The organism is Vreelandella xerophytica (genome assembly GCF_968048975.1).
The window spans coordinates 807,167-823,428 of record NZ_OZ309106.1 but is presented as its reverse complement, the minus strand read 5'-3'; the positions used below and the strand labels follow the sequence as shown (position 1 = coordinate 823,428).

Genomic DNA, 16,262 nt, shown 5'->3' with positions numbered 1-16,262 from the left:
CCTGCCCGCGAACAGTGGCGGGCCTTGAGTATATTACGACCCTTCGAAGGCCAACTGTGAACCTTTGTGCCAAAAACGCTCGCACGCGCCCAAGCCACGAGGCCGGGCGAAGGGAGCGTTCGTCAGACGAGAAGCCTGAAGCCATGCATATTGGTGTGTTGGAAGATGACCTGGATCAGCAGGCATTCATCGAGCAGTGCCTGAGCGCCGCCGGGCATCGCGTATCGCTGTTCAGCCGCACCAGCGAGCTGCGCCGAAGCGCTCGACGATCGTTCGACTTTCTCATCATCGACTGGCGATTGCCGGACGGTTGCGGCCTGGATGTGGTCGGCCACCTTCGCCTGCACGACGGCTGGAAAGGCCCCATCCTGTTCATTACCGCCAGCCAGCACGAGGATAGCGTCGTGCAGGCGCTGGAGCAGGGTGCCGACGACTTTCTTGCCAAGCCGCTGCGCCCCAGGGAGCTGATTGCGCGGATCAACGCGCTCAGACGCCGCTCGGGTGGCAGGGCTGCCCCTCCCCCGTGCGTTATCTCGGATATTTACTCTCTCGACAGCGACGCGCGGCGGATTTACATGAACGCATCGCCTGCCGACCTTACCGAGCGTGAGTTCCGCCTTGCGACCCTGCTTTTCAGCCGGCCAGGAGAGATTCTGACCCGGCCCCACTTGCTGGAGCTGGTGTGGGGACAAAAGGGGGATCTTTCGACCCGCACGGTGGATACCCATATCAGCCGGCTTCGCCGCAAGCTCGAGCTGGATGGCCGCCACGGGCTACGTTTGAAAAGCGTCTATCAGGCGGGTTACCGGCTGGAGAGATGCCAGCCGGCAGAAGACAACGTCTCCAAGTGAAGCGCCCATGCCCACCCAGGACGGCCACGTGACGAGTAGATGATCGTACCGCTTACGTGTCTTGCTTACCCATCTTGCCTATTCGTCCCACTGAGGCGCCATATCCGGGTTGGCAATGCGCTCGCCCCGGTCAAGCGTTGCGATATCGGCCATTTCCGCATCGCTCAAGGTAAGCTCGAAAGCCTTGATGTTGCTTTCGATATTGCGCGCCTTGGTGGATGAGGGAATGGTCACGATGCCTCGCGCCTTGAGCCAGGCCATGGTGATCTCGGCCGGGCTCACCCCATGCACGCCAGCAATCTGCTTGAGCGTCGGATCCTCCATCACTTTTCCCACGGCCAGGGGCATGAAGGCGGTGACCTGAATGCCTGAGGCGTTGCAGTGATCCACCAGCTTGCGGTTTTGTAAAAACGGATGTACTTCAATCTGGTTGGTAAGGATCTCGCCCTTGCCCAGAATGCCCTGAGCTTCATCCAGCTGGGCGATGGTGAAGTTGGACACGCCGATATGGCGCGCCTTGCCTTCCGCCTTCACCTCTTTGAGCGCGCTCAGGTAGTCACGCATGGGCACTTCATCATTGGGCGAGGGCCAGTGAATCAGCAGAAGGTCCACATACTCGGTCTTGAGTCGCTTCAAGGACTCATCCACACTCTGCTTGAGCCGGTGAGGTTCCAGGCGGTCGTACCAGACCTTCGTCGTCAGGAAAATATCGCCTCGGGCCACGCTGCTGTCGCGCAGCACCTCGCCCACCGTTTCTTCATTACCGTAGAACTGGGCCGTATCGATATGCCGATAGCCCGCGTCCAACGCGGCACTGATGCTTTGCTTGAGCGTCTCGCCTTCCAGCCGATAGGTACCGAAACCAGGATTGGGCATCGTGTTCGTCGTCATAGATGTCCTCCTTTTTCCATGAAGCACTGACGTGTGCCGGGTCTTTGACCTTTGACTAGTGATATGGGGCGAAAGAAAGGCGAGTTCAACCGCCAGGGGCAATGCGCTACACTCTTTTCTTTGCCTGCTAAACAAGAGTGCCATGTCCCATAGCGAATCCCCGATGGCCCCGTGGCTCCCTCTTTATCGCCAGCCTGGTTTTGTGAGCTTTTTATTCTCGCGGCTCGCCGCGGTCTTCGCCATGCAGATCCAGGCGATCGTGGTGGCCTGGCAGGTGTACGATATTACCCGCGATGCGATGTCACTGGCCTACGTGGGGCTTGCCCAGTTCCTGCCCATGGTCGTGCTGCTGCTTCCTGCGGGTGATGTAGTGGACCGTTTCTCGAGAAAGCGCATCTTGATGCTCAGCTGGGCGGTGCAAGGGCTTTGTAGCGCGCTGCTGCTGACACTTGCCCAGACGAACCCAGACGATGTGACGGCATTTTATCTGGTACTGGCACTTTTTGGCTGTGCCCGGGCGTTTACCGGCCCTACCCTGCAAAGCCTGCTGCCCAACATCGTGCCGCGGGCACAGCTGGCCAGCGCCATCGCCCTGAACAGTTCGATCATGAAGATCGCCGTGATCGGTGGGCCGCTTCTGGGCGGCGTGCTTTATGGGATAGGCGGTGGGCGCCTGGCCTACGCGGTATGTCTGGGCTGCTTTCTTGTCGCCCTTGGCCTGCTACTGTGGGTACCGGTACGCTTCACAGAGCGGGCCAAAGCGCTTGAAACGACCGCCTGGAAGCGCTTTTCCGCCGGCATCGCCTATATTCGCCATCAGCCGATCATTCTAGGGGCGATTTCGCTGGACCTTTTTGCCGTACTGCTGGGCGGTGTGGTGGCTCTTTTGCCCATCTACGCCCAGGAAGTGCTTCACGTGGGATCGGAAGGGCTAGGAGCGCTGAGAAGCGCCATCGCCGTTGGCGCACTGCTGATGGGGCTTTATCTGGGCATCCGCGGTATTACCCGGCGCGCGGGGCACGTCATGTTCGCCGCGGTGGCGGTCTTTGGGCTGGCGAACCTGGTATTCGCGTTCTCGGAAGTTTTCTGGGTGTCGATGATCGCCATGCTGGTGGCGGGCGCGGCGGACATGATCAGCGTTTACGTGCGCATGACGCTGATTCAGCTGGCCACCCCCGATGAGATGCGCGGGCGGGTGAACGCGGTCAACATGCTGTTTATCGGCTCCAGCAACGAGCTCGGGGAGTTTCGCGCGGGCAGCATGGCCGCAGGACTCGGCGTGATACCGGCAGCGGTGATCGGCGGCTTCGGGACGCTGGCCGTGGTGGGCGCATGGATGAAGCTTTTCCCCACCTTACGCCGGGTGGATCGCTTCGACGATGCCCGCTGAGTGCGCTGCCGGGCTTTTTTCGACCATGCTCACCACGCTTCCCACCACGATCAAGCAAGGCGAAGGCAGTGGATGGGCGGCCAGACGCTCGGGCATGTCCAAAAGCGTGCCGATGAGCGCCTGTTGTTCGGGCTGACTGGCATTGGCCACCAGCATCACCGGCCAGGTGTCCGGCAGACCCGCCAAACGCAAGCTCTGGCAAATCGCCTCGACCTTGGAAAGCCCCATATAGAACACCAGCGTTTCATCCTGGCGCGCCAGGGCGCTCCAGTCCGGCGCGCCGCCCTCGCGGCAAAGCTGAGCGGTAACAAAACGAAGCTGCTGAGCATGGCCTCGGTCGGTCAGCGGAATGCCCATGCTGGCCGCCGCGGCCGAGGCCGCAGTAATTCCCGGCACGATCCGGGCTTTCAAGTTCGCCTCGGCAAGAGCGGCGAGCTCTTCGCCCATGCGCCCGAACACGCCCGGGTCGCCGCCTTTCAAACGCACCACCGACTTGCCCGCCCGGGCCAGTTCCACCAGACGCGCGCCGATTTCGGCCTGGGGCACGCTGTGATAGCCACGGGTCTTGCCTACATAGTAGCGCTCGGCGCCAGGATGAATCAGCGCCAGCACCTCATCGTCGACGAGCCGGTCGTACACCACGGCCTCGGCCTGCATCAAAAGCCTCGCCGCTTTCAGCGTCAGAAGTTCGACATCGCCGCTACCCGCGCCCACCAGGTACACGGTGCCCTTCTCGCACTCGCCCTTGACAGGCAAACAAAGCCGTTCTTTATCAGGCGTGGCCGATGACCATACCTGCCTGCTGGCACGCCTTAGCGCTTCAGGCCATTTGTGTAACAGGTGCTTGCTCAAAACGCCCATGGCCCCGCTCCTCTTCTAGAATCGCTTTAAGTTCAGGCAGGCAACTACCGCACTGGGTTCCACAGGCAGGCCAGCGCCGGGCCGGTCATCAGCTACCTGTCAGACGGCCATTATACACACCCATCGCGCGAAACCCGCTCGGCGCGCAATCGTCACTTTCCCCAAGCGCTATCTGCGCTCGTGCGGGCAGCGGGCAGCGCTTCGTCGCGCCCTTTGCTCAGGGGTGGCATCTCGGGGCTAAAAGCAAAAAGCGTCCAGGAAGCTTCAAGAGAAGCTTGCCTGGACGCCGTTGTCTCAGGGGCACCGTCTGCAGGTGCCATACTCATCGGTTTTTGCTGCGCTTAGCGTTATTGGTCGCTGTCGTTTCTTGTTTCTGTATTTGGCAAAAAGCAGTCATGAGTCATTATGTGTTTGTTGCGTCATATACATTGCAAGCTCAGGGCCTAAAGCCATCAGGACTAAAATAATTAATATAAAACAATGATATGAATCATCGGCAATAAACACGAAACCGCTTCTGTGGCTGTTTGGGCGTCTTTTATGGCGTGATGGCAGTGCAGTAGAACACTTTTTTGCACCAAAAAGGCACGCCCGGGGACCGCGTTATATTGCCCGCATGCCGATTCCGAGGCGCCAGAAACACTTTACTGGCTGACAGGCCGAAAAAAGGTACTTGCCTGGTAGCGCTCCGATCAGCAGGCGGTGAAGCCATCTCAGGCATGCGGGCCCCAGGGCAATGCGGTGTGAATTTCAGCCTTGGCAGCTCAAGATGACCCTCGGGCCGCCGCTGGAAGCCTTAACGCCCCACGGCATAGCCCTGCATATGTCTCGCCGAGGCGGCTGCGTGTACCATGTCGTTATAGCGGGCGACCGCACAGACCCGACCCAGCGCCCAGTCGTCCTGAAGCGCCACGTCGTGACCCAGCTCACGCAACGTTTTTAAAGTCTGCTCAGAGAAGCGCCCTTCGATCATTAAACGGCCCAACACGCTTTCCCGCGGGTGGAACGATGCCGGAAAATGCCGGATCTGAAACTGCGGTGCGTCGATGGCGCGCTGCAGATCAAACCCGTAGTGCACGATGCGCAGGAACGTAGTGAGACTCCACTGGTCCTGCTGGTCGCCGCCGGGGGAGCCCATCGCCAGGTACGGCTTACCGTTCCTGGTGATCAGCGTCGGCGTCAGCGTGGTACGCGGACGACGGCCAGGCATCAACGTGCTGGCAAGTCCAGGCGTGAGCCACGTCATCTGCGCCCTTGTCGAGATCGAAAAGCCCAGGCTTGGCACGCTCGGGGAGCTTTGCAGCCAGCCGCCGCTGGGCGTGGCCGAGACCATGTTGCCGAATCGGTCAACGATATCCAGGTGCACCGTGTCCCCTTCCACGCTGGGGAGCGGTGCAAAGGTGGGCTCGCCGCCGCCGGGGCCGATCGTGGGCTCGCTGCCGGCAAGCTTCATGATCGAGGCAATGCGCGCGTCCCCCTCAAGCCCCGGTCGAATGTCCCGAGAGGCACGCTCACCGAGCAGTCCCCGGCGCGCCTGGTTGTAATCGTCGCTCAACAGCGTATCGACCGTGACGCCCCCGTTATTGTCACCGTACCACGCTTCGCGGTCGGCAAAGGCGAGTTTCGCGGCCTCGGCCACGCGGTGAACAAACTCCGGGCTCTCCGGGCCAAAGGCGCTGAAATCGGTGTCCTTCAAAAGCGCCAGCTGCTGCAGAAACACCGGTCCTTGGGACCAGGACCCGGCCTTGTGTACCTCGACGCCGTGATAGCGATAGCTGACGGTAGGCTCGACAGTGGCCGACCAGCGGGCAAGGTCATCTCCGGTGAGCAATCCGGCATGCTTCTCGCCGGTGCTGTCCATTAGCGGCTGGCGATAGAAGGTGTCGATGGCCTCAGCCACAAACCCCTTGTAGAACACATCCCGTGCCCGCTCGATCTGCGCTTCGCGATCGCTGCCGACCATCTGTGATTCACTGAGAATACGTCGGTAGGTCGCCGCGATCTGCGGCGAGCGGAAAAGCGCCTCTGCCTTGGGAGCATCGCCGTCGACAAGCCATTGCTCGGCGGAGCTTGGCCACTCATGTTTGAAGAAGTCGATCACCGGAATGATCGAGGATACCGCTCGCGAAAGCAGCGGAAACCCTTGTTCGGCGTAGCCAATCGCGGGGGCGAGTACTTCTTCAAGGGTCAGCGTACCGTAGTCGCGCAACAGCAGCATCCAGGCATCGAACGCTCCGGGTACCACGGCGGGCAGTAAACCGGTGCCAGGCACCATCTTCAACCCCAGCTTTTCGAACGCGCCGAGCGTGGCCGTCTCGGGGGTCACGCCCTGGCCGCAAATCACACGGGGGGCGTCATCGTCGTGGCGCATGGCGATGATCGGCACTTCCCCTCCGGGGCCGTTCAGGTGCGGTTCGACGATCTGCAGCACGAAACCTGCAGCCACCGCCGCATCGAAGGCATTGCCACCTTTTTCCAGAATCGCCATACCCACACTGGATGCAAGCCAGTGGGTCGAGGTAACGGCACCGAAGGTGCCCTTGATCTCAGGACGGGTCGTGAATGGCGGCATAAAGGCGAATCCTTGAATAAAAATGATGAGTTCTGCGCTTGAAACTACCATGTTTTGCAGGCAGGATCATTAAAGCTATATAGCTATTTGTGTCTAGCTATTGATACCAAAAAAATGGCTTTCGGCTCGAGGTACGCTCGTGACATTAGAAAAAATCGTGGAAGCCTCGCTCCCCCATTTTGCCAATGCAAGCCATATCGGCGTGCCCAAGTACGCGCGGTTCTACAATGCGATCAAGGAGGCCGTGCAGACAGGCGTGCTCATCCCCGGCGACAAGCTGCCTTCCGAGCAGGAGCTCTCTGCCAAGTTACCGGCAAGTCTGGGCACTCTGCAAAAAGCGCTGAAGGCGTTGTCAGATGACGGCATCGTGGTGCGTGAACACGGTCGGGGCACTTTCATTCGCGACCCGGAAGTGAAGTTCGAGGACATTCGCGTGTTTCGTTTCATGGACCAGGGCCGCCCGCTCGACCTGACGCTGCAGGGGCTGGGCATTTTCGAGGTCAGCCCCGAGGCGGGCATTGCCGACTTTCTGGGTGGCGTCACGCGCTGCGCTGTCATCAAGCGCCTGATCCAAGTCCAGGGCGAGCCCTGGACCTACAACGAACTCTATATGCCCCTGGCTTACGCCGACACGCTCATGGACAAGCCGCCTGGTGAATTCGACGGCTTATCGCTGCACGAGCATCTTTTTCAGACCAAGCGCATCCTGACCTCCCGATTCGAGCACCAGCTGGGCATTCATGCCTTCTCGAATGATGCGCGCGTCGCACTCGCTCTAGGCGATACGGTGCGCCAAGGCATGCTCTGGCGTGTGCGCGGTTATACCAAGGAAGGCCGCCCGACCACGTTCCAACGCTTCGAGATCCAGCCCGGCCATCGCGATATCGAGCTCAGCAACCAGGCCGTCAAGGATCACGGCGTATAACCAGGCACTCCCCTCAGACCTCTTCAAGAGGCGCCCCCTATAAAAAAGGTGATGACATGACAGAGAAACAGCTTCCCTCACTGATCGACATCCGCCGCCGACAGCTGCTCCAGGCAGGCGCCCTGGGGGTCGGTATCGCCCTATTCCCGGGTATTCTGCAGGCCGCGCCCCGTCGCGAGCTTCGCTGGGGCTCGGCAAGTCTGGGCTCCACGGGCTATATCATCATCGAGGCCCTCGCTCAGACGGTACAGCGCGAAAGCGAGTTGCGCTCGACCACGCTTGCGACCTCTGGAGGTGCCGAGAACCTGGTAATGGCCAGCCGCCAGGAGATCGATTTCGGCCAGACCACCTCTACCGACTGGCCGCCGGCCACCAAGGGCGAGCGCCCCTTTCGCGAGCCGATCGACGCCCGTCAGGTATTCGCCTACACCGTGTGGAACATTCCGCTTATCGTGCGCGCCGACTCCGACATCCACTCGCTGGCCGATCTGGCGGGCAAGCGGGTGATGCCGTCCACCGCCGGCGGGGCGACCGCCATCATGCACCAGACGATCCTGGAAGCAGCCGGCGTCGCCGATCAGGTGGACTGGACCTACGGCTCCTGGAACGACACCTTCAGCGCTTTCCAGTCCGGCGCGGTGGACGCCATTCCCTCTACGCTGACCAACGGGCGCCCTTCGCCGTCGCTGGCCGAGATCGACAGTACCGTCGAGTTTCGCGTGCTGCCCATCGAGCCCGAGGTGCTTGAGCGCGCGCAGCAGATCAACTCAGGGCTTCTGTCCACTACCGTTTCAAGTGAACAGTGGGACAAGGTGGAAGGCGAGATGCTGATGCCGGCGATCTCCGGGCTTCTGGCGACCCACCCCGGCGTCTCGGACGAGGACGCCTATGCAGTATGCAAGGCCGTGTTCGACAACGCCGAGCAGGTGCGCCGTATCGGTTCGCAGCTTCAAGACGTGAGCGTGGAGTTCGCCGTGGCGTATTTACTGGCAGATTACCCGGTGAGCGCCGGTGCGGCACGTTACTTTCAGGAACAGGGCGTATGGCGCGATGAGCTGATCATCGCCGATCCGGTTTCTAGCTAGGCTGATTCGTGCCGCCGCCCTGCGGCGGCACTTCTACGCTATGAAGCTACCTTTCCCATGAAGCTACCTTGCGAAGTTCGTGACCATGACTCCTAAGCTGCTCAACGCAAAGCGCGGGTATCTCAATACCGCCAATCTGGTACTTCTGCTTACCCTGGTAATGGTCGCGACTCACCTCACCCAGGTATTCAAGTACTACCTGCCTTCGGGGCAGTTCAAGGCGCTTCACCTGGGACTGGCGCTCTTGATCATCTTCGCTACCGCCCTGGGCGACACCCGGCGCTGGTGGATGCAAGCGGTCTACGGCGTCTGTTTTGCCGTGGCCGGCTACACGATGGGTTATATCCTGATCGAGTACCAAGGACTGATCACCGATCGCGTGTTCGGCCCCGAACGCGCGGATGTGGTCATAGGTTGTCTGCTGATCGCGGTCAGTCTCGTGGCTGCCTGGCAGCAGTGGGGAGCGACGATTCCGATTATCGGCATTCTGGGGCTTGTGTACGGCTACTTCGGCAACCTCATTCCCGTCGAGCTTCTCTACCATGGCGGAATGGGCTTCGAGCGCCTGGTCTCCTACGCCTCGATTCCCAACTTTCAGGGCGTGCTGGGCTCGCTGACCGAGCTCTCGGCGGGCACCATCTTCATCTTCATGGTCTTTGCAGGGCTCTTGAAGTCCACCGGCGGCATCGATTTCATCATGGGTTTTGCCACCAAGCTCGCCGGCAATTCCAGGGGTGGCCAGGCGAAGATCGCCGTACTGGCCAGCGCCTTCATGGGCATGATTTCAGGCAGCACCGTGGCCAATATCGCCAGTACCGGCACGATGACCATTCCCACCATGAAGCGCACCGGCTTCAAGGGGTCGTTCGCCGGGGCGGTGGAAGCCGTGGCCTCGACCGGCGGGCAGATGACGCCTCCTGTCATGGGTCTGACCGCGTTCTTGATGGTGGGCGTGACCGGGCTCGCCTACGACGAGGTGATCCTGGCCGCCACCATTCCGGCGGGGCTTTACTACTTCTACTTGCTGCTGGCCGTTCACCTTCAGGCGGCGCGCGACGGGATCCAAGCCACCGGCCAGCACGATGAAGCCGATGTGCCTTCGAGCAAGGCGCTGGTGGCGCGCTACGGCCACCTGTTGATCGCCATCGCCCTTCTGGTGTACCTGCTGGTGAGCCGCATGCCGCCCTCGTATGCGGCGGCCTACGGCTGTCTGGCCATCGTGGTGCTGGAGCTGGTCAGCACTGCGCTGCGCCACTACCAGAATCCGCTTGGCGGGCTCAAGAGCGCAGCGGCACGCATCATCGACGGGCTGCGCGACGGCGGCTTCAGCGGCGCAACCATCGCCGTGATCGTGGCGGTGATCGGCATCTTCGTCGAGATGCTGACCGCGACCGGCTTTGCCCAGAAGCTTTCGTATCTGATGCTGAGTATCGCCGACGGCAACCTCGGCGTTCTGCTGCTGATCGCGGCGGTGGCGTGCCTGGTGTTTGGTCTGGGGCTTCCGACCTCGGCGGCTTATATTCTGGTGGCGCTGCTGACCGCACCGGCGCTGATCGATATGGGTGTAAGCATGATGGCCGCCCACATGTTCGTGCTCTATTTCGCGGTCTTTTCGGCGTTGACGCCGCCAGTGGCCGTGGCCTCCTTGATTGCCGCGCGCATCGCCGAGGCCCCCTACTTCGCCACGGCCATGCAGGCGGTCAAGATCGGGCTGCCCGGTTTTTTCCTGCCGTTTCTGTTCGTTGCCCGCCCGGAGCTTCTGATGTTGGAAGGCAGCTGGCTCGATCAACTGCTGGTGGCGCTGATCAGCGCGCTGGCGTTGGCCGCACTCAACGTGGCGATGGTGGGGCAAGGATTCATCCGCACGCCCTGGTCGGTTCGCCTGCTGCTATTGGTGGCTGCCACGCTAACACTAATACCCGGGTCCTATGGCACGATCATCGGCTGCGCCATCATCGTGACCACGCTATGGATTCAACACCGTCTCAAGACAAGACGCACGCTCGCTCACTGACTCAACCGATAGCTCAACAAGAAGCGCCGCCCTCTCAGGCGGCGCTTCTTTGGCAGGTTCGGTTATCAGAACCTCATTCACTATCCAGAAAAGCGATCAACGCCTTGTTGAACTCATCCGGATGCGTGGCGTTAATGCCGTGGGGGCCGCCTTCGATCACCTCGAGCCGGGCGTTGGGCAGCATGTCGCTTGAACGCTTGCCGCTGACCTCCAGCGGGACGATTCCATCAGAATCGCCGTGAAGGACCAGGGTGGGTATCTGGATCTTTGGCAGGTCGTCGCGAAAATCGGTATAGCTGAAGGCCTTGACACAGTCATAAGTGGCCTTGGGGGAGGCGAAGGCGGCGATATCGCGGTGGTACTGGCGGTTGGGTTCGCTGACCAGGTCACTCTTGTCGCCGGCGGTGAAGAAGTTCTTGGTAAAGTCTTCCAGAAACGCGATGCGATCACCTTTGATGCCGTCCAGGAATTCGTTGACGGTAGCCTCGTCCAGACCGCCCTCGGGGTTGTCATCACTTTTGTACAAGTAAGGCGGCACAGCGGCGGCGAGAACCGCTTTGCTGACGCGCTCGGTGCCGTAGCTTGCGATATAGCGGGCGACTTCCCCCCCGCCCATGGAGAAACCGACCAGCGTGACATCGTTCAGATCCAGTGCATCCATCAGCTTTTTAAGATCGCCCGCCAGCGTATCGTAGTCGTAGCCGCCGTCTGCCTGGGTGGACTTGCCGAAGCCGCGACGGTCATAGGTGACTACCTTATAGCCCGCCTCGACCAGAGCCGGTACCTGCTTCTCCCAGGAGCGCCCGCTTAGCGGCCAGCCATGAACGAGTACCACGGGCTTGCCCGCCCCGTGCACTTCGTAGTAAATCTCGACCGGCGTTCCTTGTTCGGTTCCTGCATTGAGCAGCGGCATCGTATCACCCTCCAGATTGGTTGAACGTGGTAACAGCGTGTCATCAAAGGCTAGTACAACTCTTCACGGCTTACCAAATGCTTGCCAAGCCAAGCGTTGGCACCGCCTTTTGGCGAAGGCGTGCCGGAAAATTGCTATGCTGAGGCGCGTTGTACGTCATTTTAGGAGCAGGTATTGGTGAAGACCGAGTCCGGTACATTGGCTTTTTCCGCATTCATGGCGCTTTTGATCGGCGTCGTGGGCGTCGCGTCCACGCTTGCCTCCAACTCCCAGGCCATCCTGCTGGATGGACTCTTCAACCTGATCTATTTCGTAGTGGCTCTGGTCACCATCAAGGTCAGCAAGCTGGCCAGCCAGCCGGACAGTGACGCCTACCCGTTTGGCTACAGCTACTTCGAGTCGGTGGTCAATCTCTGCAAGGGGCTTCTTATTTTTGGGGTCTCGATATTTGCGCTGGTCGACGCGATTGCCGCGCTTTTGACCGGGGGCCGTGAAATATCCGCCGGTATAGCGGTCGTATACGCAAGCTTTGCGACCCTGGCCTGCTCACTGACCGCGTGGGTGATGCATAAAAGCGAGCGCTACGTCATAAGCCCGCTGGTGGCCGCGGATAAGCTCAATTGGGTGGTGAACAGCATCATTTCCGCAGCGGTACTCACCGCGTTTTGTCTGGTGGTACTTTTCGATGCGTTGGGCTATCAGCATATCTTGCCCTACGTCGATTCAATTCTGGTGATCACGGTGGTGGTACTGTGTCTGGGTGTGCCGGTACGCATGGCAAGCCAGGCCCTGGGGGAGCTGGTCAACAAGGCGCCCTCGGTCGACGTGGCCGAGCCGGTTCGCCAGGCCGTAGCGCGGGGGCTTGAAGGCGTGGCGGTTGAAGAAGTCCGCGTTCGCATCGTGCGCCCGGGACGGCTTTTATATGTGATGGTTCACGTGGTCATGGCCGACGAAGGCGCGACGCTTTCGCTTGCAGCACAAGATGAGCTGCGTGCCCGGGTAGATGACGAGGTACGCCGCTACTACTCGCCAGTGGTATGCGATATCGTGTTCACCCACGATACCCGCTGGGCAGCGCCTTCCTGTGGGCTCCTGGTCAAAACGTCTCCATGAAAAAGGCGCTCATGGGAACCCACGCTTGAGATGACCCATACCTTGCGACCCGGCCCGCGGGAGGAAATCGCCATGCCGCGAGCTTTAGCGTTACACTGAAATGCGTACAAGAGAGTGCTCATGTATACACCGACGCTGCTGGCCGGCCTCAAGCAAGGGCTCGTTCGCCATCTGGCATGTTGGGGGTTGCCCGGCGATACGCAGGTCGAGCTGCTGACCACATCGGAAAACGCCACGTTTTTAGCCCGCGACCCCCACTCGGGTCGCAAGACGATTCTGCGTGTTCATCGCCCGGGTTACCACACCAGACAAGAGATCGAATCCGAGCATGCGTGGATTGCCGAGTTGCACGCGAACAACCAAGCCAACACGGCTTCCTCGCTGAGGACTACCGGCCAAAGCCCGGTAATCGAACTCAAGCTCGATGGCCAATGTTTTCATGCCGTTGCCTTCCAGCACCTGGAGGGCTTGCCCCCCGGTGTGGATGAAGCGCTTCCCGGCTGGTTCGAGCAGCTTGGCACACTCACCGCATCGCTTCATAAGCACAGCCGTACCTGGCAGCCGCCTGCGTGGTTCGTGCGCAAGCGCTGGCACCTGGATACGATGATCGGTCCCTTCGGGCTGTGGGGCGACTGGCGAAGCGCACCCGGCATTACCAACGAGGATACGCAGTGGATCGATAAAGCGATCACGAACATTCATCGTTTCATCGAGACATACGGTGAGGAGCAACAGCGATACGGACTCATCCACGCCGACTTGCGCCTGGATAATCTTCTGGTGAACGGTGATCGACTGGCAATCATCGACTTCGACGACTGCGGCTATTGCTGGTACGGGTTCGATTTCGCCGCCGCAATCAGCTTCTTCGAGCTCGACCCGATCGTCCCCGGGTTGCGCAAGGCATGGCTTCGCGGTTATCGACGCGTCAGTACTTTCGATGCAAGCGACGAAGCCGCGCTGGACACGTTCATCTTGATCCGGCGCATCATGCTCAGCGCCTGGCTGGCCACCCACCCGGAGAGCCCGACTGCTAAAGCTCTGGGCAAGGATTTCGTCCAAGGCACCTCAGCCCTTGCCCGCACGTATCTACGCACCGTGCCAGAGGACAGCGCCTTCTGGGACGGCTCGGGCAAGGACGATGTAAAACCACACATCAGGCATGTCTGATCAAGGTGCATATGCGCCCCTTGAATGCCATCGGGCGTCAGAAACACCCGATGGATCGATGCACGATTACTCGCTGACGCCGTTTTGCGGCTCCAGACGGTAAAGACCGCCCTCTTCTTCATCGCTCAGCACGTAGAGCAGACCATCGGGACCTTGGCGCACATCGCGAATACGTCCCAGCGTGTCCGCCAACAGCATCTCTTCGTGCACGATCTGGTTGTCGTCATCCAGCACCAGGCGGTGAAGCTGCTCGAGATTCAAGGAGCCCGCGAACATATTGTTCTGCCACTCGGCAACATCGCCGGAGTAAAACGCCAGGCCCGACGGCGCCATGGAGTCTTCCCAGATGTGATTCGCCGGCGTCACGCCGGGCGCCTCACGCCCCAGGCCGATATGCTCCTCGGTCGTATACTCGGTGCCATGGGCGATCATCGGCCAGCCGTAGTTCGCGCCTTCGTCTACCCGATAGAGGCGGTCACCACCGTTGGGGCCGTGATCCACCGCCCACACCTCGTTGGTCTCCGGATGCAGCGCCAGCCCCTGGTTGTTGCGATGCCCATAGGAGTAGATTTCCGGGCGTAGATTGCCCGGCGCCATGCCGATAAAGGGGTTGTCCGGATGGGCGCCGCCGTCTTCATTCAGGCGAATCATCTTGCCGCCGGGGTTGGTCAAATCCTGGGGGAGGTTCTGAACATTGCGATCCCCGATCGGAAAGATCATGGAGCCGTCGCCGGGAAAGACGATGCGCGAACCGTAGTGGGCGCCAGGATGCGTGCGCGGCACCTGGGTGTAGAGGGTTTCCAGATCGGTCAAGGTGGCGTTGTCCGCATCAATACGCGCTCGGGCCACGGCAGTTCCGGTGCCGTAATCCGGCTCGTAGGTACTGAAGGCGCGAGGGTCGCCGGGGCTTGAATAAGTGAAGTAGACCCAACCGTTGTCCTCGTAATCCGGGTGCACCACCACATCCAGCAGCCCGCCCTGGTTGCCACCCTCGACAGCGGAGTCCTCGTCCTCCTCCGCGTCGGTTCTGGGCAGATTGTCGAGCTGGATGACATTATCACCATCGATCAGCTGAAGGCGCCCAGGCCGCTCGGTGATCAGCATGCGCCCATCCGGTAGCCAGGCCACACCCCAAGGGTGTTCCAGACCGCTGACGACTTGAATAACGTCAAACGTGACTTCTTCACTTTCGACGCTTGAGGCCACGTTCTCGTTGACGACGCTGACCTCGGCGTGGGCGCTGGCCGCCATGCCCAAAAGTGCCGCGCTCACCGCCCAGCGTAGCGGTGCTGACTTCAAGCGCGTCTCGAATCCCTTTCGATTCATCATGACCTACTCCTTTATAAAACATTAACGTACGTTAACTATGGCGATACGTTTCAAGCTTAGGGTAGCTTTCACGTACCGACAAATAGCGCTTTGCTAATAAAGGAGAAATGAGATATAGGGCGATGATCAACCCAAGATGGAGAGTTACTGGTAGCCAATCCATAGCAACCTGCTGCTGCTCAAGCCACTAGGCATACGCGCCACAAGCCCGTCCTAGATAGCGCTTTACTGCTGAAGAATCCATATCGATAACTTTTACCAGATAAATTGAATCAATGTCGTTTGATCTTGATCCAGTAAAAAAGAATCACCTCTATCTTACTAATTAATTTTATACGCTCACTACCAAGTCGCTACGAAAAACAGGCGTTTGAACTTCCCCAGGATACCCCCCAGGATTGGCCACCACTCGAGTTCCATTTCGCAAAAGATCCACGGGCTCGTGTACGTGCCCGTGGATCCATACGTCCATTCGGCCCATCAGGTGAGGCAGGTGCGAGGCGAACGCGGGAGAGAGCGCGTCATCAGCATAGCGCAGCGGTATGCAGTCACGAAGCGGGGCGTGATGGCTGATGACGACCCGTTGGCCCTCGAAGGGTTCATCGAGCGATGCAATCAACCAGTCAAGCGCCTCGCGGTGAAGCGCTTGACTGGCCTGCGGGGTGAAGGTCTCACCCCGGTCGTCGGTGATGATCTGAAAATCCGCCATGACGTGCGACGCCTTTTGCATGCCGGTGAGAGTGCGAATCGGGTCATCGCCATACAGCGCGAAATCAGTCCAAAGCGTAGTGCCATGAAAGCGAACCCCGCCGAGCGTGACCGCTCGATTATCCAGCAGCTCGATGCCCAGGCGCCCGGCTTCCCTGGCCAGCGCTTGGCGATGTACCGACAGGCAGGTGCCGTAGAACTCGTGATTACCGGGTACGTACAAGATCGGATGGTCAGGAAAGCGCGCCCGGGCCCAGAGTAGCCCTTCGACGGTGCGATGGATATCGCCGGCGAGAATCACCACATCCGCCTCCACTTCGGGCAGCGCTCGTCCATCAGGGAAATGCTCGAGATGCAAATCGGACAGTACGCGCAGCCGCATAGCTCTCCCTTTTTTGTCCATTGTCTATCGATTGGGCGGGCTCAGGACAACCGAGCAC

General features: G+C 60.1%; 13 protein-coding genes. 7 read left to right on the top strand and 6 right to left on the bottom strand.

What is annotated here, in order from left to right:
* Positions 1 to 143 precede the first annotated feature (143 nt).
* On the top strand, positions 144 to 851 hold the full coding sequence (locus ACWF8S_RS03850) for a response regulator transcription factor (protein WP_447555514.1): 708 nt from the start codon (positions 144 to 146) through the stop codon (positions 849 to 851).
* Between the two features lie 78 nt (positions 852 to 929).
* Here the strand turns inward: ACWF8S_RS03850 and dkgB are convergent, their stop codons facing one another.
* Positions 930 to 1,742: a 2,5-didehydrogluconate reductase DkgB gene (dkgB, locus tag ACWF8S_RS03845; RefSeq protein WP_447555513.1), complete on the bottom strand. Its 813-nt coding sequence runs from the start codon at positions 1,740 to 1,742 to the stop codon at positions 930 to 932.
* Positions 1,743 to 1,884: 142 nt separating this feature from the next.
* Between dkgB and ACWF8S_RS03840 the strand changes: the two genes are divergently transcribed.
* On the top strand, positions 1,885 to 3,132 hold the full coding sequence (locus ACWF8S_RS03840; protein ID WP_447555512.1) for an MFS transporter: 1,248 nt from the start codon (positions 1,885 to 1,887) through the stop codon (positions 3,130 to 3,132).
* On the opposite strand, the gene cobA is transcribed toward ACWF8S_RS03840, so the two are convergent.
* Positions 3,097 to 3,993: a uroporphyrinogen-III C-methyltransferase gene (cobA, locus tag ACWF8S_RS03835; RefSeq protein WP_447555511.1), complete on the bottom strand. Its 897-nt coding sequence runs from the start codon at positions 3,991 to 3,993 to the stop codon at positions 3,097 to 3,099. The genes ACWF8S_RS03840 and cobA overlap by 36 nt on opposite strands.
* Before the next feature lie 796 nt (positions 3,994 to 4,789).
* Positions 4,790 to 6,565, bottom strand: coding sequence for a gamma-glutamyltransferase family protein (locus ACWF8S_RS03830; protein ID WP_447555510.1), 1,776 nt, complete (start codon positions 6,563 to 6,565; stop codon positions 4,790 to 4,792).
* A 139-nt stretch (positions 6,566 to 6,704) separates the two neighbouring features.
* Between ACWF8S_RS03830 and ACWF8S_RS03825 the strand changes: the two genes are divergently transcribed.
* The 3 genes from ACWF8S_RS03825 to ACWF8S_RS03815 all read left to right on the top strand — a co-directional run bounded on the left by ACWF8S_RS03825 (position 6,705) and on the right by ACWF8S_RS03815 (position 10,589).
* Entirely contained in the window at positions 6,705 to 7,490 is a 786-nt protein-coding gene (locus tag ACWF8S_RS03825; protein ID WP_447555509.1) for a GntR family transcriptional regulator, read from the top strand.
* Between the two features lie 56 nt (positions 7,491 to 7,546).
* Entirely contained in the window at positions 7,547 to 8,575 is a 1,029-nt protein-coding gene (locus ACWF8S_RS03820) for a TAXI family TRAP transporter solute-binding subunit (RefSeq protein WP_447555508.1), read from the top strand.
* 85 nt (positions 8,576 to 8,660) lie between these two features.
* Positions 8,661 to 10,589, top strand: coding sequence for a TRAP transporter permease (locus tag ACWF8S_RS03815; RefSeq protein ID WP_447555507.1), 1,929 nt, complete (start codon positions 8,661 to 8,663; stop codon positions 10,587 to 10,589).
* Positions 10,590 to 10,662: 73 nt separating this feature from the next.
* On the opposite strand, the gene ACWF8S_RS03810 is transcribed toward ACWF8S_RS03815, so the two are convergent.
* Positions 10,663 to 11,502, bottom strand: a complete 840-nt coding sequence (locus ACWF8S_RS03810; protein ID WP_447555506.1) for an alpha/beta fold hydrolase — start codon at positions 11,500 to 11,502, stop codon at positions 10,663 to 10,665.
* A gap of 177 nt (positions 11,503 to 11,679) precedes the next feature.
* On the opposite strand from ACWF8S_RS03810, the gene ACWF8S_RS03805 reads away from it, so the two are divergent.
* Both ACWF8S_RS03805 and ACWF8S_RS03800 read left to right on the top strand, forming a co-directional pair.
* Positions 11,680 to 12,615 carry a cation diffusion facilitator family transporter gene (locus ACWF8S_RS03805; RefSeq protein WP_447556543.1) on the top strand — a complete coding sequence of 312 codons (936 nt, stop codon included), beginning with the start codon at positions 11,680 to 11,682 and terminating at the stop codon, positions 12,613 to 12,615.
* Positions 12,616 to 12,735: 120 nt separating this feature from the next.
* Positions 12,736 to 13,785: a phosphotransferase enzyme family protein gene (locus ACWF8S_RS03800; RefSeq protein ID WP_447555505.1), complete on the top strand. Its 1,050-nt coding sequence runs from the start codon at positions 12,736 to 12,738 to the stop codon at positions 13,783 to 13,785.
* A 66-nt stretch (positions 13,786 to 13,851) separates the two neighbouring features.
* On the opposite strand, the gene ACWF8S_RS03795 is transcribed toward ACWF8S_RS03800, so the two are convergent.
* Positions 13,852 to 15,114 (bottom strand): PQQ-dependent sugar dehydrogenase, encoded by a 1,263-nt coding sequence (locus tag ACWF8S_RS03795; RefSeq protein WP_447555504.1) that lies wholly within the window; start codon positions 15,112 to 15,114, stop codon positions 13,852 to 13,854.
* 331 nt (positions 15,115 to 15,445) lie between these two features.
* A complete protein-coding gene (locus tag ACWF8S_RS03790; RefSeq protein ID WP_447555503.1) occupies positions 15,446 to 16,204 on the bottom strand; it encodes a metallophosphoesterase family protein in 759 nt (252 codons plus the stop codon).
* Positions 16,205 to 16,262: the final 58 nt, after the last annotated feature.